Annotated in this window: 22 protein-coding genes; 20 read left to right on the plus strand and 2 right to left on the minus strand. The window is 73.0% G+C overall.

Going from position 1 to position 21,425, the window contains the following annotated elements; translation table 11 throughout:
* Positions 1-434 precede the first annotated feature (434 nt).
* Complete coding sequence (gene pip / locus AB0C35_RS19425) at positions 435-1,412, minus strand: prolyl aminopeptidase (RefSeq protein WP_358457556.1); 978 nt, start codon at positions 1,410-1,412, stop codon at positions 435-437.
* A 400-nt stretch (positions 1,413-1,812) separates the two neighbouring features.
* Between pip and AB0C35_RS19430 the strand changes: the two genes are divergently transcribed.
* From AB0C35_RS19430 to AB0C35_RS19500, 15 genes are all read left to right on the plus strand, one after another.
* Positions 1,813-3,624 carry a hypothetical protein gene (locus tag AB0C35_RS19430; protein WP_358457559.1) on the plus strand — a complete coding sequence of 604 codons (1,812 nt, stop codon included), beginning with the start codon at positions 1,813-1,815 and terminating at the stop codon, positions 3,622-3,624.
* A 531-nt stretch (positions 3,625-4,155) separates the two neighbouring features.
* Positions 4,156-5,856 carry a CTP synthase gene (locus tag AB0C35_RS19435; RefSeq protein WP_358457562.1) on the plus strand — a complete coding sequence of 567 codons (1,701 nt, stop codon included), beginning with the start codon at positions 4,156-4,158 and terminating at the stop codon, positions 5,854-5,856.
* A complete protein-coding gene (locus tag AB0C35_RS19440; protein ID WP_358457565.1) occupies positions 5,853-6,500 on the plus strand; it encodes an NUDIX hydrolase in 648 nt (215 codons plus the stop codon). The genes AB0C35_RS19435 and AB0C35_RS19440 overlap by 4 nt, the downstream gene beginning before the upstream one ends.
* A gap of 158 nt (positions 6,501-6,658) precedes the next feature.
* The gene (locus AB0C35_RS19445; protein WP_358457568.1) at positions 6,659-7,573 is read left to right on the plus strand and encodes a site-specific tyrosine recombinase XerD; all 915 of its coding nucleotides are present in this window, start codon (positions 6,659-6,661) and stop codon (positions 7,571-7,573) included.
* A gap of 212 nt (positions 7,574-7,785) precedes the next feature.
* Positions 7,786-8,652, plus strand: coding sequence for a ParA family protein (locus AB0C35_RS19450; RefSeq protein ID WP_358457821.1), 867 nt, complete (start codon positions 7,786-7,788; stop codon positions 8,650-8,652).
* Between the two features lie 20 nt (positions 8,653-8,672).
* Entirely contained in the window at positions 8,673-8,948 is a 276-nt protein-coding gene (locus AB0C35_RS19455; RefSeq protein WP_358457823.1) for a hypothetical protein, read from the plus strand.
* A gap of 16 nt (positions 8,949-8,964) precedes the next feature.
* Entirely contained in the window at positions 8,965-9,600 is a 636-nt protein-coding gene (locus tag AB0C35_RS19460; RefSeq protein WP_358457570.1) for a hypothetical protein, read from the plus strand.
* A 120-nt stretch (positions 9,601-9,720) separates the two neighbouring features.
* The gene (locus tag AB0C35_RS19465) at positions 9,721-10,614 is read left to right on the plus strand and encodes a segregation/condensation protein A (protein WP_358457826.1); all 894 of its coding nucleotides are present in this window, start codon (positions 9,721-9,723) and stop codon (positions 10,612-10,614) included.
* On the plus strand, positions 10,607-11,182 hold the full coding sequence (gene scpB, locus AB0C35_RS19470) for an SMC-Scp complex subunit ScpB (RefSeq protein WP_358457573.1): 576 nt from the start codon (positions 10,607-10,609) through the stop codon (positions 11,180-11,182). The genes AB0C35_RS19465 and scpB overlap by 8 nt, the downstream gene beginning before the upstream one ends.
* The gene (locus AB0C35_RS19475; protein WP_358457575.1) at positions 11,179-11,910 is read left to right on the plus strand and encodes a pseudouridine synthase; all 732 of its coding nucleotides are present in this window, start codon (positions 11,179-11,181) and stop codon (positions 11,908-11,910) included. Before scpB ends, AB0C35_RS19475 begins: the two co-directional genes overlap by 4 nt.
* A gap of 28 nt (positions 11,911-11,938) precedes the next feature.
* Positions 11,939-12,301 carry a chorismate mutase gene (aroH, locus tag AB0C35_RS19480; RefSeq protein WP_358457577.1) on the plus strand — a complete coding sequence of 121 codons (363 nt, stop codon included), beginning with the start codon at positions 11,939-11,941 and terminating at the stop codon, positions 12,299-12,301.
* Between the two features lie 61 nt (positions 12,302-12,362).
* On the plus strand, positions 12,363-13,454 hold the full coding sequence (locus AB0C35_RS19485) for a prephenate dehydrogenase (RefSeq protein ID WP_358457579.1): 1,092 nt from the start codon (positions 12,363-12,365) through the stop codon (positions 13,452-13,454).
* 185 nt (positions 13,455-13,639) lie between these two features.
* A complete protein-coding gene (gene cmk / locus AB0C35_RS19490) occupies positions 13,640-14,302 on the plus strand; it encodes a (d)CMP kinase (RefSeq protein WP_358457581.1) in 663 nt (220 codons plus the stop codon).
* A gap of 35 nt (positions 14,303-14,337) precedes the next feature.
* On the plus strand, positions 14,338-15,723 hold the full coding sequence (gene der / locus AB0C35_RS19495; RefSeq protein WP_358457584.1) for a ribosome biogenesis GTPase Der: 1,386 nt from the start codon (positions 14,338-14,340) through the stop codon (positions 15,721-15,723).
* 181 nt (positions 15,724-15,904) lie between these two features.
* Positions 15,905-16,108 (plus strand): hypothetical protein, encoded by a 204-nt coding sequence (locus tag AB0C35_RS19500; RefSeq protein WP_358457587.1) that lies wholly within the window; start codon positions 15,905-15,907, stop codon positions 16,106-16,108.
* Between the two features lie 85 nt (positions 16,109-16,193).
* On the opposite strand, the gene AB0C35_RS19505 is transcribed toward AB0C35_RS19500, so the two are convergent.
* On the minus strand, positions 16,194-16,817 hold the full coding sequence (locus AB0C35_RS19505) for a hypothetical protein (RefSeq protein WP_358457590.1): 624 nt from the start codon (positions 16,815-16,817) through the stop codon (positions 16,194-16,196).
* Positions 16,818-16,907: 90 nt separating this feature from the next.
* Between AB0C35_RS19505 and AB0C35_RS19510 the strand changes: the two genes are divergently transcribed.
* From AB0C35_RS19510 to AB0C35_RS19530, 5 genes are all read left to right on the plus strand, one after another.
* Positions 16,908-18,053, plus strand: coding sequence for a nucleoside 2-deoxyribosyltransferase domain-containing protein (locus tag AB0C35_RS19510; protein ID WP_358457593.1), 1,146 nt, complete (start codon positions 16,908-16,910; stop codon positions 18,051-18,053).
* Positions 18,054-18,155: 102 nt separating this feature from the next.
* Positions 18,156-18,563 carry a helix-turn-helix domain-containing protein gene (locus tag AB0C35_RS19515; RefSeq protein ID WP_358457596.1) on the plus strand — a complete coding sequence of 136 codons (408 nt, stop codon included), beginning with the start codon at positions 18,156-18,158 and terminating at the stop codon, positions 18,561-18,563.
* Positions 18,564-18,580: 17 nt separating this feature from the next.
* Entirely contained in the window at positions 18,581-19,348 is a 768-nt protein-coding gene (gene modA, locus AB0C35_RS19520; protein ID WP_358457599.1) for a molybdate ABC transporter substrate-binding protein, read from the plus strand.
* Positions 19,345-20,178, plus strand: coding sequence for an ABC transporter permease (locus tag AB0C35_RS19525; RefSeq protein ID WP_358457602.1), 834 nt, complete (start codon positions 19,345-19,347; stop codon positions 20,176-20,178). Before modA ends, AB0C35_RS19525 begins: the two co-directional genes overlap by 4 nt.
* 47 nt (positions 20,179-20,225) lie before the next feature.
* Positions 20,226-21,296, plus strand: a complete 1,071-nt coding sequence (locus AB0C35_RS19530; RefSeq protein WP_358457604.1) for an ABC transporter ATP-binding protein — start codon at positions 20,226-20,228, stop codon at positions 21,294-21,296.
* Positions 21,297-21,425: the final 129 nt, after the last annotated feature.

The following is a 21,425-nucleotide window of genomic DNA, read 5'->3' on the forward strand; positions in this document are numbered from 1 at the left end:
GAGGTACTGCCGCCCGAGCGGGCGGCTGCGCCAGGACGCTTCCTGAACGCCACCTTAATGTTTTGTCGTGGCCTCGCGAGGGGTTTTGTGTATCGGTTGTGTGAGGTAAGTCACTCAAATTCAATGTGAACGCCTTGGGTGCGGCGAACGTCACCCCGCATCGGGCGAGGTCGTGCGGTCGCGGGCACCCTGGGGCGGGTGTGGGGCAAGGCGTTGAGGCGGGTGCTGGGAGGTCGCACCTACTGACCTTCAAGGGGCAGGTTCAGTTACCGGACGGTAAGGCTCTGATAGCTCAGAGGTAAGAAATCGGGGGTTTCGGACGCGTATTCGCCGGCCGGGGCACGATACGAACACCGTCCCCGGCCGGGATTCCGGACCCGCCGACCCTGGCATTGCGACATGTCCGATTTATCTGGCCATCTGCGAACGGTGTGTTACGCCGGGTGTCGTTTCCCGGCGAAGCGGTCCGTCGCCTCGATCAGATGGTGCAGGATGCCCGGCTCGCTGTAGGCGTGGCCGGCGTCGTCCACGATGTGGAATTCCGCCTCGGGCCACGCGCGGTGCAGATCCCACGCCGTCGCGACCGGCGTGCACACGTCGTAGCGGCCCTGAACGATCACGGCCGGGATGTGGCGGATCCGGTCCACGTCACGGATCAGCTGCTCGTCCTCGAAGAACCCCTCGTTGACGAAGTAGTGGTTCTCGATGCGGGCGAACGCCACCGCGTAGTCCGGCTCGCCGAACCCGCCGGCCAGTTCTGCGTCCGGCAGCAGGGTGATCGTCGAACCCTCCCAGGTCGCCCACGCCTTCGCCGCCGCGACGCGCACGTCGCGGTCCGGGGAGGCGAGCCGCTCGCGGAACGCGGAGATGAGGTCCTCCCGCTCGTCCTCGGGGATCGGCTCGACGTACTTCTCCCACAGATCGGGGAACAGCAGCGACGCGCCCTCCTGGTAGAACCAGTACAGCTCGAACGGCCGCAGCGTGAAGATGCCGCGCAGCACCAGCTCGGTCACCCGCTCCGGATGGGTCTGCGCGTACGCCAGCGACAGCGCGCTGCCCCAGCTCCCGCCGAACACCAGCCAGCGTTCGATGCCCAGGTGCTCGCGCAGCCGCTCCATGTCGGCGACCAGATTCCAGGTGGTGTTCGCCTCCAGCGACACCTCCGGATCCATCGCGTGCGGCAGGCTCCGCCCGCAGTTGCGCTGGTCGAACAGGACGATCCGGTACGCCTCCGGGTCGAACTGCCTTCGGTGCGCCGGGCTGCACCCGGCGCCCGGCCCGCCGTGCAGCATCACCGCCGGCTTGCCCTCCGGATTGCCGCAGACCTCCCAGTAGACGCGGTTGCCGTCGCCGACGTCGAGCAGTCCGGACTCGTAGGGCTCGACGGGCGGATAAAGGGTGCGAAGCTCCATGGGGTGCGATTGTCCCACCCGTTCGGCCGTTCCACCGGATGTGACCCGCGGCACCCGGCACACTGGCCTGTGCAGGCCGTGAACCGGGCGCGACCAGGCGTCCTGCGTGCGCGGATACCTCGTGAGGATCAAGAAAGTAAACCCCAAACTGGGCAAAGGTTCCGCTGGTCGGGACTAGAGTGCCTTCAGTGAGCGAAGCGACGAGGCTCAGGGCCGGTGGCGGAGCGAGCGGAATGTGCACACCGACCCCCGCGAACGCGGCCGGGCGCCGCCAGGCGAGGAGACACGTGAGCGAAATGACGAGCCGCCAGGCGGGCAGCGCCGCGATCACGACGAGCAGAGCCATGACGAGCAGAGCCATGGCGTTCACGTGGCACCGAGCCGTGAGGCGAGGAGAGCAGTGAGTGAGCTGAACGGATCGGGCGGTTCCCGCGGAGTCCCGGACGCGGGGTCCCCCTGGACCGCCATGGGGCGCGACCCGAACCGCGCGCCCGAGGCGCCGGTCCCGGCCGCCCAGCAGCCGATCCAGATGTCGAAGCCCGCGCTGCCCGGCCCGGCCGCGCAGCAGCCGCCCCAAGCCGGTCAGCCCCACCAGGCCGGCCAGCCGCCCCAGCCGCCCCAGACGGGTCAGCAGGGCCGGCACGGCCGCACCGGTGAGCTGGTGCGTCCCGAGCTGGAGCAGCCCGAGGCCCAGCCCTGGGACATGGTGGAGCGGCTCCGCCAGATGGCCGACCTCATCGGCGACGCCCTCGCCGCCGGGGAACGCAAGGTCAACGAGGTGCAGAGCGAGATCGCCTCGCAGGTCGCGGCCATCGCGGCCGAGCGCGAGGCCGCGCAGCGCGACGCGGCCGCCGCGTGGGGCGAGGTGCAGCGGGCCCGCGGCCAGGCCGAGCAGGCCGAGCGCCGCGCCGTGGAGGCCGAACGACGTCTCGGCGACGCCCAGAACGAGGTCTCCTCGCAGGTCGCGGCCGTCCAGGCGGAGAAGGAGAACGCGCAGCGGGACGCGGCCGCCGCGTGGGGCGAGGTGCAGCGCGCCCGCGGCCAGGCCGAGCAGGCCGACCGCCGCGCGGTCGAGGCCGAGCGGCAGTTCGCCGACGCCGACCGCCGCGTCGCCGAGGTCCAGAACGAGGCCGTCGCCCAGATCGCCGCGTTGCAGACCGAGAAGGAGAACGCGCAGCGGGACGCCGCCGCCGCCTGGAACCAGGCCCAGCAGGGACGCGCCCAGGCCGACCAGGCGCGCAACCAGGCCGAGCAGGCGCGTATCCAGGCCGACCAGGCGCGCGCGCAGGCCGAGCAGACCCGCGCGCAGATGGAGCAGGTGCAGGCCCAGGTCGAGGCGGCCGAACGCCGGGTCGCGGAGGCCGAGGCCACCGTCCGGCAGGCGATCCAGCAGCGCGACGCCATGAGCGAAGCCCGCGACGACGCGCTGCGCGCCGTCGAGGACGCCGTCGCCGGCCGCCGCTCCGCCGAGGCCGAACGCGACCGCGTCGCCGAGCAGGCCTCGGAACTGTCGCGGGGCCTGGAGGCCGCGCACGCCGAACTGTCGGCGCTGCGCGCCAAGGTCACCGACGCCGAGATGACCGCGCAGAACCTGCAGCACGCCATCGTCGCGGCCGGCAACGAGGCCGACGAGTCCCGCCGCCGCGCCGAGGTCGCCGAACGCCGCGCCCAGGAGAACGAGCGCCGCGCCCAGGACTCCGAGCGCCGGGCGCAAGAGGCCGAGCGGCGCGCCCAGGAGACCGCGGCACGGGCCGAGGCCGCCGAGGCCGAGCGCCAGCAGGCCCTCGACACGGCCTCACAGTCGCTGGAGGCCGCCAAGAAGGCCGAGCGTGAACGCGACGGCAGCGCCAAGGCCAGGGAGTCGGCCGAGCGGGGCCGCGAGGCCGCCGTCCAGGCCCAGGCGCGCGCCGAGTCCGAGCTGACCCTGGCACGCGGCCGGGCCGACCAGGCCGGGCGCGAGCGCGACAAGGCCGTGGCGGGCATGCGGCAGATGGCCGCCGAGCGCGACGCCGTCGCCGAGAAGCTCGCCGAGCGCGACCAGTGGGTCGACCAGCTCGCGCAGGCCGTCACCGAACAGCGCGCGCAGATCGCCGAACTGTCCCAGGAACGCGACGCCGCCCGCACCGCAGCCGACCAGGCCCGCTCCCTGATCGACGAGCTGACCCGCCAGCTGCGCACCATCATGCCCACCGCGGCCACTCCCAGGCTTTAATTGCAGTTCCCTTGGCGGTCGGGCCCTGGAGGGCCCTCCCTTCGGCGGGAACTGCGGTGCGATCGCTGCATCGCTCCGAACTCGCCTGGCGGCTCGCTGCGCGATCAGGTTTCTTGCTTCGCTCGAAACCTGCCTTCGGTCGCGATCGCGACGGTTCGGGTCGTTGCGGGCTGAGGCAGTGGCTGGTGTAGGTGCGGCCCGGTGCCCGATGTAGGTGCGGCCCGGTGTCCGGTGTCCGGTGTGGGGTGCCCGGTGCGCGGTATGGGTGCGGCCCGGTGCCGGGTGCCGGGTGCCCGGTGCGCGGTGTGGGTGCGGGGCGGTGGCCGGTGTTGGTGCGTGCTGATCCGGCTGGTGAGTGCGGCGGGGTTCAGGCGGGTGCGGGCGGCCCTGTGCCTGGTGGGGGTGTTGGGGCGTTTGTGACGGTGGGTGGGGCTGGGGTGGTCCGCTGGGCGAACATGGTGCGTCGACTGTTATTCTGAGAGCCCGTGGACAGTGAGCACGTCCGCCTCGCAGCGACCACGGGAGCTCTTCTTGCCTTCGGCAGTTACCGGTAGAGCACGGCCTACCAAACATCTTTTCGTCACCGGCGGTGTCGCCTCCAGCCTCGGCAAGGGACTGACGGCGTCCAGCCTCGGGAGGCTTCTCACCCTCCGCGGGCTCCGGGTCACCATGCAGAAGCTCGACCCCTACCTCAACGTCGACCCCGGGACGATGAACCCGTTCCAGCACGGCGAGGTGTTCGTCACCGACGACGGCGCCGAGACCGACCTGGACATCGGGCACTACGAGCGGTTCCTGGACACCGAGCTGCACGGGTCGGCGAACGTCACCACCGGCCAGGTCTACTCCAACGTGATCGCGAAGGAGCGGCGCGGGGAGTACCTCGGCGACACCGTCCAGGTCATCCCGCACATCACGAACGAGATCAAGGACCGGATCATCGGGATGGCGGCCGACAACGAGGTCGACATCGTCATCACCGAGGTGGGCGGGACGGTCGGCGACATCGAGTCGCTGCCGTTCCTGGAGTCGGTGCGGCAGATCCGGCATGAGATCGGCCGGGAGAACTGCTTCTTCCTGCACGTGTCGCTGCTGCCCTACATCGGGCCGTCCGGGGAGCTGAAGACCAAGCCGACGCAGCATTCGGTCGCGGCGCTGCGCTCCATCGGCATCCAGCCCGACGCGATCGTGTGCCGCTCCGACCGGCCGATCACCGACGGGCTCAAGCACAAGATCAGCCTCATGTGCGACGTGGACCGCGAGGCCGTCGTGTCGGCCGTCGACGCCGCCAGCATCTACGACATCCCGAAGGTGCTGCACTCCGAGGGCCTGGACGCCTACGTGGTGCGCCGCCTGGATCTGCCGTTCCGCGACGTCGACTGGGGCGCCTGGGACGAGCTGCTGCGGCGCGTCCACAAGCCGGCCCGCGAGGTGACGATCGCGCTGGTCGGCAAGTACATCGACCTGCCCGACGCCTACCTGTCGGTCACCGAGGCGCTGCGGCACGGCGGCTTCGGCAACGACGCGAAGGTCCACATCCGCTGGGTCAAGAGCGACGACTGCGAGACCCCGGAGGGCGCCAAGCGGGAGCTGGACGGCGTCGACGGCGTGCTCGTGCCCGGCGGGTTCGGGGTCCGCGGCATCGAGGGCAAGATCGGCGCGGTCCGGCACGCCCGCGTGAACCGCGTCCCGCTGCTCGGCATCTGCCTCGGCCTGCAGTGCATGGTGATCGAGGCGGCGCGGACGCTCGGCGGGCTCGCCGACGCCGGCAGCGCCGAGTTCGACGCCACCACCGCCGACCCCGTCATCGCCACGATGAGCGACCAGCTCGACGTCGTCGCCGGCGAGCGCGACATGGGCGGGACGATGCGGCTCGGCCTCTACCCGGCCGACCTCGCCGAGGGGTCGGTGGTCCGGGGACTGTACGGGGAGGCCAAGGTGTCCGAGCGGCACCGGCACCGCTACGAGGTCAGCAACGCCTACCGGGACCGGCTGGCGGAGGCGGGACTGTGGTTCTCCGGCCTGTCGCCCGACGGCCGCCTCGTCGAATACGTGGAGCTGCCGCGCGACCGGCACCCGTTCTTCGTCGGCACGCAGGCGCATCCGGAGTTCCGGTCCCGGCCGACGCGTCCGCACCCGCTGTTCACCGGCCTGATCGCCGCGTCCCTCGACTACGCGGACGATCGCGAGGGCAGGGGCGAGGACGAGGCGGGGAACGTGACCGTCTCATGAGCCCCGCGGGGGACCTCGGTCCGGACGACGTCCGCGACAGTCCCGAGCGGTGGCGGGTCGTGGCGGAGTCCACGGTCTACCGCGGACACGTGTTCGGCGTCCGCAGCGACCGGGTCGAGATGCCGCGCGGCGACGGCACCGAGGTCGTCGGCCGCGACGTGATCGAGCACATCGGCTCCGTCGGCGTCATCGCCCTCGACGACCGCGACCGGGTGCTGCTGCTGCGCCAGTACCGCCATCCCGTGGGACGGCTGCTGTGGGAGGCGCCCGCCGGGCTGCGGGACGTCGGCGGCGAGCCCCTGCACAAGCTCGCCGAGCGGGAGTTGCTGGAGGAGTCCGGGTACCGCGCGGAGCGCTGGGACACGCTGCTGGACGTGTACCCGTCGCCCGGGATGACCGACGAGCGCGTCCGCATCTTCCTGGCCCGCGGCGTCACCGAGGTGCCCGCCGACCTGATCGACTTCGAGCGGGTCCACGAGGAGGCGGACATGCCGGTCGTGTGGGTGCCGCTGGAGGACGCGGTCCGCAAGGCGCTGGCAGGCGACCTGCACAACATGATCGCCTGTATGGGGGTGCTGGCCGTGCATGCGGCCCGCGCGTCCGGGTTCGCGGGGCTGCGTCCGGTCGACGCGCCGGAGACCTGACCCGGATGAGGCCACCGTCCGCGGCGCGAGGGGGCATGATGGGCGGGTCCCCGCAGCCACCGCCGGAATGAGGTGCCGCACTGTCCCCGAGCCCCACTCCCCGGAGCACCGCGCGGCCCGCCGTGGACGACGCCGGCGGTTCCGCGCTCGGTTCGGCCGTGCGCACCTATCTGGGGCACCTCGCCGTCGAGCGGGGCCTGGCCGCCAACACCCTCAGCTCCTACCGCCGTGACCTGCGCCGCTATGTGCGGGTCCAGGACGGGCGGGGCCGTGCGGCCGTCGGCGAGATCACCGAGGACGACGTCCGCGCGTACCTGGTGAGCCTGCGGGAGGGCGACGAGGACCATCCGCCGCTGTCGGCGGGGTCGGCGGCCCGGGCGCTCGCCGCCGTCCGGGGGCTGCACCGTTTCGCGCTGCGCGAGGGCATGGCCGCCGGCGACCCCGCGCACGACGTCAAGCCGCCGACGCCGCCGCGGAGGCTGCCCAAGGCGATCTCGCTGGAGGAGGTCGAGCGGCTCCTCGCCGCGGCCGCCGGCCCGTCCGGCGGCGACCCCGGCACGGCGCGGGGCCTGCGCGACCGGGCGCTGCTGGAGTTGCTGTACGGGTCGGGGGCGCGCATCTCCGAGGCCGTCGGCCTGGACGTCGACGATTTCGACCTGCGGGACGGGTTCGCCCGTGTGGCCGGCAAGGGCGGCAAGGCCCGGGTGGTGCCCATCGGCGACTACGCGCGTGAGGCCGTGGACGCCTACCTGGTGCGGGCGCGTCCCGAGCTCGCCGGGGCGGGGCGGGGCGGCCCGGCGCTGTTCCTGAACGCGCGCGGCGGGCGGCTGTCGCGGCAGGGCGCGTGGATGGTGCTGCGCGCCGCCGCGGACCGGGCGCACCTGTCGGAGGTGTCCCCGCACACGCTGCGGCACTCGTTCGCGACTCATTTGCTGGACGGCGGGGCCGACGTCCGCGTCGTCCAGGAGCTTCTCGGGCACGCCTCAGTGACCACGACCCAGGTCTACACGCTGGTGACCGTCCAGCTGCTGCGCGAGGTCTACGCCACCTCGCATCCGCGTGCGCGGAGCTGACGGAGCCGTCCCGGCGGGCCGCGAAACAGGCACCCGCGGGGACAAAACGGGCGGACCTGAGTGTCGACAAATCGCGACGTTCGGCGCGCGTCGGCTTGAGACGCGGGTTCGGCGGGCCTAGAGTCCCCGTTCTGGATGGCATTTCCGGGCCGCCGGGGAGGGATCTGGTGACCAGCACTAACGGTGCGGATGGAGTCCTCTCCTCCGCCGCCATAGAGACCGATCCGAGCAGGGCCCTCGGGCCCACTCAGCGACCCGTGCCGGTGTTCCCGGAACCGGAACCTCTGGCCGAGCACGGGCCGGCGCGGATCGTGGCCGTCTGCAACCAGAAGGGCGGCGTCGGCAAGACCACCACGACCATCAACCTGGGCGCGGCGCTCGCCGAGTACGGCCGCCGCATCCTGCTCGTCGACTTCGATCCGCAGGGCGCCCTGTCGGTCGGCCTGGGCAAGGGCGACCCGCGCCAGCTCGACGTGACGATCCACAACCTGCTGCTCGAACGCGACACCGAGTGGGAGGACATCGTCATCGAGACCGGTGTCGACGGGATGGACCTGCTGCCGAGCAACATCGACCTGTCCGGCGCGGAGGTCCAGCTCGTCCACGAGGTCGGCCGCGAGTACATCCTGCAGGGGGCGCTGAAGTCGGCCGTCCCGCACTACGACTACATCCTCATCGACTGCCAGCCGTCGCTCGGCCTGCTCACCGTCAACGCGCTGGCCGCCAGCGAGGGCGTGCTGATACCGCTGGAGTGCGAGTACTTCGCGATGCGCGGCGTCGCGCTGCTGATGGAGACCATCGAGAAGGTGCAGGGCCGGATCAACCCGGACCTCGTCATCGACGGGGTCCTCGGCACCATGTACGACTCGCGCACCCTGCACACCCGCGAGGTCCTCGGACGCATCGTCGAGGCCTTCGGCGACCAGGTGTTCCACACGGTCATCAACCGCACGGTACGGTTTCCCGACGCGACCGTCGCCGGGGAGCCGATCACCTTCTTCGACCCGAACTCGATGGGAGCGAACGCATACCGGGGTCTGGCGCGGGAGGTGCTCGGAAGGTGGGCGCACGTCGGGTAAGGCTGCCCGGTGTCGAGGAGATCTTCCGTTCGTCCCCGGCCGTGCGGCCGCCCGGGCCGCAGCCGCCCCGGCTTCCCACCGGGCGGCAGCGCCACGACTCCAAGATCACGGTCTATATCTCCTCCGATGAGCTGTTCGCGCTGGAGCAGCTCCGCCTGACGTTGCGCGGCGAGCACGGCCTGCCCGTCGACCGCGGCCGCCTCGTCCGCGAGGCCGTCGCCGCGATGATCGCCGATTTCGACGCGCACGGTGAGCACAGCACCCTGGTACGCCGCCTCTCCGGCGGCGGCCCCTGACGAACCGGACACCCCCGTGACCCAGCCCCCCGGTCCCCCGCCCCCTCCCGGCCCGCCGTACGAGCCGCCCTTCGGGGCGTTCCCGCCGCCGCCCGCCGGTCCACCGACGGATCGCGCGGCCGGGAAACGGGTGGTGATCGTCGTCGCCCTCCTGACGCTCGGGGTGCTGCTGGCGGGCACCGCGGTGTTCCTGGTCATCCGCGATGTCACCCGCGTCGGGGAAGGCCCAGCGGACCTGCGCGAGCCGATGACGTTCCAGCAGGTCGCGGAGACCTCCCAGCCGCCCTGCGGGGCCGGGACCGTGCCGGACACCGAGGGCGCCTGCCTGCGGCTCGGCCCGGAACGCATGATCGTCGACCGGGTCGAGCGCATCGAGGCGGTGCCCCCCGGGCCGGAGACCGGGCAGACCAGCTGGTCGGTCCAGCTGGAGCTCACCCCCTCCGACGGGGCCGCGTTCGGGCGGCTGACCGGCAAGGCCGCCGAGCAGCCGGCGGGCGCCCCGGGCCGGCGGATCGCGATGATCGTCGGCGGGAAGGTCGTCTCGGCGCCCTCGGTGTCCGGCGGCCCCATCACAGGCGGCATGGTGATGATCTCCGGGCAGTACACCGAGGCGGAGGCGGAGGACCTCGTCGCGCGGATGACCGGGCGGTAGGGGCGCCGGCGCCCGTGCCGTCACCGCTCGTGACCGCCCGTGGTGCGAGCGCGCGCCGCGCGTGGGACGATATGGCCGGTGAGCACAGCGCGGGAGGCGACCTCCGCTACCGTGAGCGACGTGGACGAGACGTCGCCGGAGCCGCAGCGGGGGGCCGGGCAGGAGACCGGGGAGGAGCAGGGTTTCCGCGTCCACCTGGACAACTTCGAGGGGCCGTTCGACCTGCTGCTCGGGCTGATCTCCAAGCACAAGCTCGACATCACCGAGGTGTCGCTGCACAAGGTCACCGACGACTTCATCGCGCACATCCACTCCCACGGCAAGGACTGGGACCTCGACCAGGCCAGCCACTTCCTGCTCGTCGCCGCGACCCTGCTGGACCTCAAGGCCGCGCGGCTGCTGCCGTCCGGCGAGGTCGACGACGAGGACGACCTGGCCCTGCTGGAGGCCCGCGACCTGCTGTTCGCGCGGCTTCTGCAGTACCGCGCCTACAAGGAGGTCGCGCGGGTGTTCGCGGGGCGGATCGCCGATGCGAGCCGCCGGTTCCCGCGAATCGTGCCGATGGAGCCGCGGTTCGCGAACCTGCTGCCGGAGGTGCTGCTCGGCCTCGGGCCCCAGGAGTTCGCCCGCGTCGCCGCCAGGGCCTTCACGCCCAAGGAGCCGCCGTCGGTCTCCGTCGAGCACATCTACCAGCCGAAGGCCAGCGTCACCGAGCAGGCGGCGATCGTCGTGGAACGGCTCCGCCGGCTCCGCCGGACGACGTTCCGCGTCCTCGCCGCCGACGCCGAGGGCACCTACGAGGTCGTCGCGCGGTTCCTGGCGCTGCTGGAGCTCTACCGGGACCAGAACGTCACGTTCGAGCAGCTGGAGCCCCTCGGGGACCTGCACGTGACGTGGGTCGGCGCCGACGAGGGCGACGTCGAGGTCGGCGACGACTACGAGGGCGTCGCCAAGAAGGACGACGCCGGCCGGAACGGCGAGAAGGACCAGAGGGACGAGGGAGACGATGACTGAGGAACCCGGCGCGGACGCGCCGGAGCTTCCGGGGCTGCGCGCCTCGATCGAGGCGATCCTGCTGGTGGTGGACGAGCCCGTCACCGAGATGACGCTCGCGCAGCTGCTGGAACACCCCCGCGGCGAGGTCGCGGAGACGCTGCGGGAGCTGGCCGCGGAATACACCGGGCAGGGCCGCGGGTTCGACCTCAGGGAGGTGGCCGGCGGCTGGCGCTTCTACACCCGGGACGTCTGCGCCCCGGTCGTGGAGCGGTTCGTCACCGACGGGCAGCAGGCGCGGCTCACGCAGGCCGCGCTGGAGACGCTCGCCGTCGTCGCCTACCGGCAGCCGGTGAGCCGTGCCCGCGTCTCGGCGATCCGCGGCGTCAACAGCGACGGGGTGATGCGCACCCTGACGCTGCGCGGCCTGATCGAGGACGCCGGGCAGGATCCCGAGTCGCAGGCGCACCTGTACCGCACCACCGGGTACTTCCTGGAGCGGCTCGGGCTCCGCGACCTCGACGAGCTGCCCGAGCTCGCCCCCTTCCTGCCCGACGACCTTCCAGACGACATAGTTGAGGACACGTGAGCGAGAAAGAGGGCGTGCGGCTGCAGAAGGTCCTGGCCGAGGCCGGGATCGGCAGCCGCCGCCACTGCGAGGCACTGATCGGCGAGGGCCGCGTCACCGTCGACGGGGAGAAGGTGTTCCGGTTCGGTGAACGCGTCGACCCCGAGCACGCCGTCATCCATGTGGACGGCATGCGGGTCGAGACCCGCTCCGAGATGCGCTACTACGCGATCAACAAGCCGCGCGGCGTGGTGAGCACGATGTCCGACGAGCGGGGCCGCAAGTCCCTCGCCGACTACGTCGAGGTGCCGGAGCGGCTGTTCCACGTCGGCCGGCTGGACACCGACACCGAGGGCCTCATCCTGCTCACCAACGACGGCGAGCTGTCGCACCGCCTCACCCACCCGAGCTACGGGGTCTACAAGACCTACCTCGCCGAGATCCACGGGCCGATCCCGCGGGACCTCGGCAAGCGGCTGAGGGCCGGTGTGACGCTGGACGACGGCCCCGCCAAGGCCGACAAGTTCAAGGTCTTCGACCAGGTCGGCAGGCGCGTGCTGGTCGAGATCACCCTGCACGAGGGGCGCAAGCACATCGTCCGGCGGCTGCTGAAGGAGGTCGGATTCCCCGTCCAGCAGCTCGCCCGAATAGAGTTCGGGCCGATCAGGCTGGGGTCGCTGGCGCCGGGCACGATGCGGGCGCTGTCGGTGCGGGAGGTCGGCGAGCTGTACAAGGCCGTCGGGCTGTAGGCCGGCGGACACGAGGAGGGAAACGGCTGTGACGGTACGCGCGGTCCGCGGGGCGACGCAGGTCGAGGCCGACGACCGGGACCAGATCCTGGAGGCGACGACGGAACTGGTCGCCGAGGTGATGTCCCGCAACGAGCTGAGCACCGACGACGTCATCAGTGTGATCTTCACGACCACGCCGGACCTGACGGCGGAGTTCCCGGCGCTGGCCGCCCGCAAGCTCGGCTTCCACGAGGTGCCGCTGCTGTGCGCGTCGGAGATCGCCGTCCCCGGCTCGCTGCCGCGGGTGATCCGGCTGATGGCGCACATCGATACCGGACGTCCCCGCTCGGACGTCCAGCACGTCTACCTGCGCGGCGCCACGGCCCTCCGCCTCGACATCGCCCAGTAGGGCCGGGCGGAGCGAGGCATGCGCAGGGGCTCGGCAGGGAGGGCGCAGTAGGGTGACCGGCGTGAGTGAGGACGTGGTGGCGCGGCGCATCATCGTGGTCGGGACGGGGCTGATCGGGACGTCGATCGCCCTGGCGATGCGGGAGCGCGGCGCGGAGGTGCTGCTGACCGACCGGGACGCGGCGGCGCTGGCGCTGGCGGTCGAGCTGGGCGCCGGCGAGGCGCTGGCGGACGGGGCGCACGCGGAGCCCGCCGATCTGGCGGTGCTCGCGGTGCCGCCGGCGGCGGTGGCGGTGACGCTGCTGGACGCGCAGAAACGCGGCCTCGCGACCGCCTACACCGATGTGGCGAGCGTGAAGGCGCTGCCGCTGGCGCAGGCCGCCGAGCTCGGCTGCGATCTGACGACGTTCGTGGGGGGTCATCCTCTGGCGGGCAGTGAGCGGTCGGGGCCGGGCGCCGCCCGGGCGGACCTGTTCCTCGGCCGCCCGTGGGCGCTGTGCGCGCCCGCGGAGGCGACGCCGGAGACGGTGGAGGTCGTCACGGGTCTCGCGAAGGCGTGCGGCGCGATGCCGGTGGCGGTGGACGCCGCCGAGCACGACCGGGCCGTCGCCCTGGTCTCGCACGGCCCGCACGTGGTGTCGGCGGCGGTCGCCGCGCGCCTCACGGGCGCGGACGACGTGGCGCTCGGGTTGTCGGGGCAGGGCGTCCGGGACGTCACCCGGATCGCGGCCAGCGACCCGCGGCTGTGGATCGGGATCCTGTCGGCGAACTCCGCGCCGGTCGCGGACGTGCTGGAGGCCGTCGCGACCGATCTCGCCGTGGCCGCGTCGCTGCTGCGCGACGGCAGCGAGGAGGCCGCCGCCCATGTGGCGGACCTGCTGCTGCGCGGGAACGCGGGCCGGTCCCGCATCCCCGGCAAGCACGGCGGCGACCAGCCCGCGTACGCGACCGTCCAGGTGGTCATCCCGGACCGTCCGGGCGAACTCGCGATGATCTTCCAGGCGGCGGGGATCGCGGGGGTCAACATCGAGGACGTGACGATCGAGCATTCGCCGGGCCGCCCGCTGGGCGTGCTGGAGCTGGCGGTGGTGCCGGAGGCGGCCGAACGGCTGGCCGGCGAGCTGCGCGCCCGCGGCTGGTCGGTGCCCGGCTAGCCGGCGGCCCGCGGCGCGGCCGTGCGGCCGTGCGGGCGGCGGCGCGGGGAGTGGGCCGGGGCCGGTAGCCTGGTTCGCCGGGGCCCGTCCGGGGACGCCTGCGCGCCGGCGCGGCGGTGAGCGCCGCCCCATCCGCCCGCGGCCCGCGCCCGAGGGCGTCTCAACGGAACAGAGAGGGAGCGATCGTGCCGCTCGTCATCGCCATGGACGGCCCCTCCGGGTCCGGCAAGTCCAGCGCGTCCAAGGGCGTCGCCCGCGCACTCGGGCTCCGCTACCTGGACACCGGCGCGATGTACCGCGCCATGACGTGGTGGATGCTGAACAACGGCGTGCCGGTCGAGGACGGCGGCGCCGTCGCGGCCCGCGCGCCGGAGCCGGCCATCGCGTCCGGCACCGACCCGGACGCGCCGGCGATCACGGTGGACGGGCGGGACGTGTCCGGGCCGATCCGCACCCGCGAGGTGACGAACGCGGTCAGCGCGGTCAGCTCCGTCCCGGCGGTCCGCGCCCGTCTCGTGGAGCTGCAGCGCGAGATCATCGGGGCCGGGGGCATCGTGGTGGAGGGACGCGACATCGGCACGGTCGTCGCCCCGGACGCCCCGGTCAAGGTGTACCTGACGGCCAGCGAGGAGACGCGGGCCCGGCGCCGCGCGAAGGACCTCGCTGCCGACCCGGGCGCGTCGGTGACGGTCACGCAGGCCGAGCAGGCCCGCCGGGACCGGCTCGACTCCACCCGCAAGGCGTCGCCGCTGACCAGGGCGGGCGACGCGCACGAGATCGACTCGACGGAGCTGAGCCTCGCCGAGGTCATCGAGGCGATCGTCCGCCTCGCCAAAGAGCATGAGTGAGCGGGCGGCCTGACGGCCCCCGCGGGGATGTCATAGTGAGCGATTACGAGATCGAGACCGTGGACGTCGTCGAGGACGTCCCCGAGGACGCGGGCCCGGCGCCGGTCGTGGCGGTGGTGGGGCGGCCGAACGTCGGCAAGTCCACGCTGGTCAACCGTATCCTCGGCCGCCGCGAGGCGGTCGTGGAGGACGTGCCGGGCGTGACCCGCGACCGCGTCGCCTACGACGCGACGTGGAGCGGCCGCAGGTTCACCGTCGTCGACACCGGCGGGTGGCTGCCGGACTCGTCCGGGCTGGCCGCGTCGATCGCCGAGCAGGCGCGGCTGGCGGTCGAGCTGGCCGACGTCGTGATGTTCGTGGTCGACGCGACGGTGGGCGCGACCGACGTGGACGAGGCCGTGGTGGAGATCCTGCGCCGGTCCGGCAAGCCGGTGGTGCTGGTCGCCAACAAGGTCGACAACATGGGCACCGAGGCGGACGCGGCGGTGCTGTGGTCGCTGGGCATCGGCGAGCCGCACCCGGTCAGCGCCCTGCACGGGCGCGGCAGCGGCGACCTGCTCGACGCAGTGCTGGAGGCGCTGCCGGCGGAGGCTCCGCCGGAGACGTTCGGCGAGCCGGGCGGGCCGCGCAGGGTCGCGCTGCTGGGCCGTCCGAACGTCGGCAAGTCGAGCCTGCTGAACCAGTTGGCGGGGGAGCAGCGGGCCGTCGTGGACGCGGTGGCCGGGACGACCCGCGACCCGGTCGACGAGCTGATCGAGCTCGGCGGGAAGACGTGGCGGTTCATCGACACGGCGGGGATCAGGCGGCGGCACCGCGAGAACCAGGGCGCCGACTTCTACGCGACGCTGCGCACCCAGTCGGCGCTGGAGCGCGCCGAGGTCGCGGTGGTCCTTGTCGACGCCGACCAGCCGCTCGCCGAGCAGGACCTGCGGATCATCTCGATGGTGGTCGACTCGGGCCGGGCGCTGGTCATCGCCTACAACAAGTGGGACCTGCTGGACGAGGAGCGCCGCCACTACCTGGAGCGGGAGATCGACCGGCAGCTCCACCACGCGCGGTGGGCGCCGCGGGCGAACATCTCCGCCAAGACGGGCCGGCACATGGACAGGCTCGTGCCGGGGATCGAGACGGCCCTGGACGGCTGGGGCACCCGCGTCCCCACGTCCAAGCTGAACCAGTTCTTCGCCGATCTGGTGAACTCGCATCCGCACCCGGTGCGGGGCGGCAAGCAGCCGCGCGTGCTGTTCGCGACGCAGGCGGGGGTGCGGCCGCCGCGGTTCGTGCTGTTCACGTCCGGGTTCCTGGAGGAGGGGTACCGGCGGTTCATCGAGCGGCGGCTGCGCGAGGAGTTCGGCTTCGACGGGACGCCCCTCGACATCGCCATGAAGATCCGGGAGAAGCGCGGCAAGGGCCGCAAGTAGCGGAAATATTCGGCATGCGGCCCGCCGGGGATCTTTCCCGGGCGGGCCGCGGCATGTCAGGATGCTTTCTGCGGGCGGCGAGTAAGTCTTCCATTACTCGCTGATCGCGTGTGGAGTGCATGGTCGAGTCCGGAGTGACCGGGGTCTCCCGGACATCAGGGCGCGGGTCGAGGGGTGCGACGTGAAGCTCTTGCTGCTCATCTCCTGTGCTGCCGTCTGCGTGGCGCTCAGCTTCGCATGGCGGGAGCCGTGGATCGGCGGTGTCGGCCTCCTGGTGGCCTTCGTCGCCATGTTCACCGACCGCGACGACGTGCGGCTGGACGACGAGCGGCACAGCTATGAGACCACCAAGTCCGTCCGCAACATGCGCACACCCGACCGCTGACGGCGTCTCCCGTCGCCCGCGGCGCGTCGCTGTGAAAGGGCTGCCCGAGGGCGACGCGCCGCGCGCCGGCGAAGCGGAGCGGGCGCTAGCGGTCGTAGCGGGGCTCACCCGCGACCTGCTGGTCGCCCGGCCCCGGTGGCGGCGGCGCCTGCCCGGGCGGGTTCTCGCGCGCGTAGCGCCCGTACACGAGCGGCTGGGTGGTGTTCGCACCGGTATGCCCGGACTCGGGCGGCCCTGCCGTCTCCCATGCCGCCTCGCGGGCGCCGACCACGGCGAAGCGGCCGAGGGCGAGGCCGGCGAGGAACGCGACGACGACGCCGAGCGCGGTGAATCCGGCGAGCTGCTCGGCGATCCGCTGCTCCTCGCCCGTGCCGAGGGGGGCGCCGACGCCGGAGACGTCCCACAGCGCGGCGACGGAGTGCCCGACGGCGAACCAGGCGCCGCCGAGCGCGGCGAGCCAGGCGCCGAACATCGCGAACGCGCGGTTGGCGACGGCGAGCACGATCAGCCCGCCGAGCACGACGGCCGCCGCGGGCGCGATGCTGAGCTGGAGCCGGTCGGTGTCGTAGACCCAGGTCTCGTCGGGCGCGAACCCGAAGCCGAAGTACGGGCCGGCGAAGGGCAGCAGACCGCCCCACAGGCCCAGCAGCACCAGCAGCGTCCCGCTGAACAGGCCCCGGGTACGTGGTGCGCGCATGGTCCCAGTCATGATCATTCCTCCTGACCGGGCGTGTGATTCCGGTTTAAATCACCCAATACCCGGACCAAACAACTCCACACGAACGGGAAAGGGCGACCCATGGGCGCGGAGATCACCGCGGAGATCACCATCGTGTACGCGCGGGAGGACCCGCCGGATCACTGGGAGGCCGCGGTCTTCCTGGCCGGTCCCACACCGCGCTCCGCGGACGTCGCCTCATGGCGTCCCGCCGCGGTGGGCGAACTGCGCCGCCGGTGGCGCGGGGACGGGCGGCTCGTCGTGTTCGTCCCCGAGCACCGGCACGACCGCTACACCGACTACGACGCCCAGATCGACTGGGAGGAGCGCTGCCTGCACCTGGCCGACGAGGTGATCTTCTGGGTCCCGCGCGAGCCGGCCACCATGCCCGCGTTCACCACGAACGTGGAGTGGGGGATGTGGCACGACAGCGGCCGCGTGGTGTTCGGCGCGCCGCCCGGGGCGCCGAAGAACCGCTATCTGCTGCACTACGCAGCCGCGTCCGGCGTGCCCACCGCGGACGATCTCGCCGGGACGGTCGCGGCGGCGCTCGGGCGGATCGGCGCGGGAGCGCCCCGGACCGGCGGGGAGCGGGAGGTCCCCCTGCTGCTGTGGCGCGAGAAGCCGTTCCAGGACTGGTACGCCGGGCAGCGGGACGCGGGGAACGTGCTGCTCGGCGCCCGCGTGGTGTTCCGGTTCGGCGTGTGCTGGGGCCTGCACGTCCGGATGCACGTGACGGCCGAGGACCGGGTCAAGGACAACGAGATCGTCATCGGGCGGCCCGACGTCTCGGCCGTCGTCCTCTACCGGCGAGGGGAGACGCTCGACGCCACCGACGTCGTGCTCGTCAGGGAGTTCCGGAGCCCGTGCGCGAACGGGTTCGTCCATGAGCTGCCGGGCGGTTCGGGGACGGGCGGAGCGTTCGAGAACGCCCTGGCGGAGGTCGCCGAGGAGACCGGGCTGCCGCTCGACCGGACACGGCTGCGCGAGCACGGGACGCGGCAGGTGAACGCCACCCTGTCCGCACACCGGGCGCACCTGTTCTCGGCGGAGGTCAGCAGTGCGGAACTGGCGCGCCTCCGCGGGTCCGGGCCGCACGGGGTGGCGGCGGACGGGGAGCGGACCCATGTCGAGGTGACCGCGTTCGGGCGGATCAGGCGGGAGCGGCTCGTGGACTGGGCCTCCCTCGGAATGATCACCGAGGTCCTGCTGGAGGTGGGGACCTGAGGCGCCGCCTGCATCTGCGAGAGCTGAGTGGCTGAACAGCTCGCATTCTCGGCGTCGACCACCATCTTCACCTCGTAACTGCGAGGGGATACGCTGGCGCTCGTGACGACGTTCAGGATCAGTGAGGCGGCCGCGCTGCTGGGGGTCAGCGCGGACACCGTCCGCCGCTGGGTGGACGGCGGGCGGCTCCCGGCGTCCAGGGACGAGCACGGGCACCGGCTGGTGCCCGGCGCCGAGCTCGCCGCCTTCGTGCGCGATCAGGCGCGCGGGGGAGGGCCGTCCGACCACGGGGAGCGGTTCTCGTCCGCGCGCAACCGGATGCGGGGGATCGTGACCGACGTCGTCCGTGACGGGGTGATGGCGCAGGTGGAGATCCAGGCCGGGCCGTTCCGGGTCGTGTCGCTGATGAGCCGCGAGGCGGCCGACGATCTCGGGCTGCGGGTGGGCGTGGTGGCCGAGGCCGTCGTGAAGTCCACCAACGTCGTCGTCGAAGTGTCCGAGCCGGGCTGACCTCGGGGGGAGGGTCGGTGTTCAAGCGATTGGCGGCGGCGTCCCTGCTGCTCGCGGTCATGGCGGGGTGCGGCGGCATCGAGGACGGCGGCTCGTCCGGGACGGGCGGCGGCGAGACGCTGACGGTGTTCGCGGCGGCCTCGCTGACCGAGGCGTTCACCGCGCTCGGCGAGACGTTCGAGGGCTCGCGTCCCGGCGTGCGGGTCAGGTTCAACTTCGGCGGCAGCTCGACGCTCGCGCAGCAGATCACGCAGGGCGCCCCGGCGGACGTGTTCGCGTCCGCGAGCCCGGCCACGATGGCGACCGTGACCGGCGCGGGCGACGCGGCCGGCCCGCCGCAGGTGTTCACCCGCAACCGCCTGGTCATCGCCGTCCCACGGGACGATCCCGGCGGGGTGGCGACGGTCGGCGACCTGTCCGGGCCCGGGCTCAAGGTCGTCCTGTGCGCCGTGCAGGTGCCCTGCGGGGCCGCCGCGCAGAAGGCGCTCGGGGCCGCCGGGGTCGAGGTGGAGCCCGTGTCGCGGGAGCGGGACGTCAAGGCCGTCCTCACCAAGGTCATCCTGGGTGAGGCCGACGCCGGGCTCGTCTACCGCACCGACGTCGAGGCGGCGGAGGGGAAGGTCAGGGGGATCGAGTTCCCCGAAGCCGCGCGGGCCGTGAACGAATACCAGATCGTCGAGGTCGCCGAGGCTCCGCACAGCGCGCTCGCCAAGGAGTTCATCCGGCTGGTGCTGGGGGAGCGGGGCAGGGCGGCGCTGAGCCGGGCCGGGTTCGAGGCGCCTTGACTGTGAAGCCGAAGGCGCTCCGGGGGGCGCGGGAGGGCGACCCGCCGGCGGGGCGGCCGCCGGGAATTCTGTTGCTGCCCGCGCTGGTGGGGCTCGCCTTCCTGGTGCTGCCCCTGGTCGGGCTGCTCGTCCGTGCCCCGTGGTCCACGCTCGGCACCCGCCTCATGCAGCCGCAGGTGCTGGACGCGCTGCGGCTGTCGCTGGTCACCGCCACCCTCGCCACCGGCCTGTGCGTGCTGTTCGGCGTCCCGCTGGCCTGGACGCTGGCGCGGGTCCGGTTCCCGGGCGTCCGGCTCGTGCGGGCCCTGGTGACCGTGCCGCTGGTGCTGCCGCCGGTGGTCGGAGGCGTCGCGCTGCTGCTGGTGCTCGGGCGGCGTGGGCTGGTCGGCGGCTGGCTGGACTCGGCGTTCGGGATCACGTTCCCGTTCACCACCGCCGGGGTCGTGCTGGCCGAGACGTTCGTGGCGATGCCGTTCCTGGTGATCAGCGTGGAGGGCGCGCTGCGCGGCGCCGACCTGCGCTACGAGGAGGCCGCCGCCACCCTCGGCGCCGGCCGCTGGACGGTCTTCCGGCGGGTGACGCTGCCGCTCGTCGCGCCCGGCGTCGCGGCGGGGGCCGTGCTGTGCTGGGCGCGGGCGCTCGGCGAGTTCGGCGCGACGATCACGTTCGCGGGCAACTTCCCGGGCCGGACGCAGACGATGCCGCTGGCCGTCTACCTGGCGCTGGAGACCGACCCGCAGGCCGCGATCGTGCTGAGCCTCGTCCTGCTGGCCGTTTCGGTCGTCGTCCTCGCCGCGCTCCGTGGCCGCTGGATGGACGCCTCCAAATGAGCGAAGCGACCGGGGGTGTGGGGGGTCGTCCCCCTACAGGGAGCATGATGAGCGAGGCGACCCGGGGGCTGGACGCGCGGCTCGTCGTGCGGCGCGCCGCGTTCGAGCTGGACCTCGCGCTCACCGCGGAGCCCGGCGAGGTCGTGGCGCTGCTCGGCCCGAACGGGGCGGGCAAGAGCACCGCGCTGCGCGTCCTGGCCGGGCTCGTCCCGACGGCCGGCGGCCATGTCCGGCTGGACGGGGCCGACCTGCGCCCGCTGCCGCCCGACCGCCGCGGCATCGGCATGGTGTTCCAGGACTACCTGCTGTTCCCGCACCTCACCGCGCTGGAGAACGTCGCGTTCGGGCCCCGCTGCCAGGGCGCGGGCCGCCGCGCCGCCCGCCGCCGCGCCGCGGAGTGGCTGGACCGGGTCGGGCTCGCGGAGTTCGCGGCCGTCCGGCCCCAGGCGCTGTCGGGCGGGCAGGCGCAGCGTGTCGCGCTCGCCCGCGCGCTGGCCGTCGAGCCGGGCCTGCTCCTGCTGGACGAGCCGCTCGCCGCCCTCGACGCCCACACGCGGCTGGAGGTCCGGTCCGCGCTCCGCCGCCATCTCGCCGGCTACGCGGGCGCGGCGGTGCTCGTCACGCACGACCCGCTGGACGCGATGGTGCTGGCCGACCGCATCGTCGTGATCGAGGGCGGACGTCTCGTCCAGGAGGGGACGCCCGCCGACGTCGCCCGCCGGCCCCGCACCGACTACGTGGCGCGCCTGGTCGGGCTGAACCTGTACCGGGGCCGTGCGGCGGCCGGTTCGGTGCTGATCGGCGACGGGCCGGCCGGCGAGGGCGGCGGGACGCTCGACACTGTGGACTCGCTCGAAGGTGAGGTCTTCCTGGCCTTCGCGCCATCCTCGGTGGCGCTGTACAGGACCCGTCCCGACGGCAGCCCCCGCAACCTCTGGCGCACCCGCGTCGCCGCGATCGAACGGCAGGGGGACCGCGTCCGCGTCCGGCTGTCCGGGCCGCCTTTCGACGCCGTCGCGGAGGTGACTCCCGCGGCCGTCGCGGAGCTGCATTTGGCCGAGGGCAGCATGATATGGGCGGCCGTGAAGGCCACCGAGACACACGTTTACCCAGCTTGACCGTATCCGGACCCGGGCATGGTGGCGCGCCGCCCTCGACGCCCGTACGTAAGTGATATCAGCCACAAAAGGGGCAGGGAAGGGCCAATAGCGGGCGAGATTGGTCCAGACCAAATGGCAAAAACGGCG

This window comes from Spirillospora sp. NPDC048819, from assembly GCF_040650055.1.
In the GTDB taxonomy this organism is placed as follows: domain Bacteria; phylum Actinomycetota; class Actinomycetes; order Streptosporangiales; family Streptosporangiaceae; genus Spirillospora.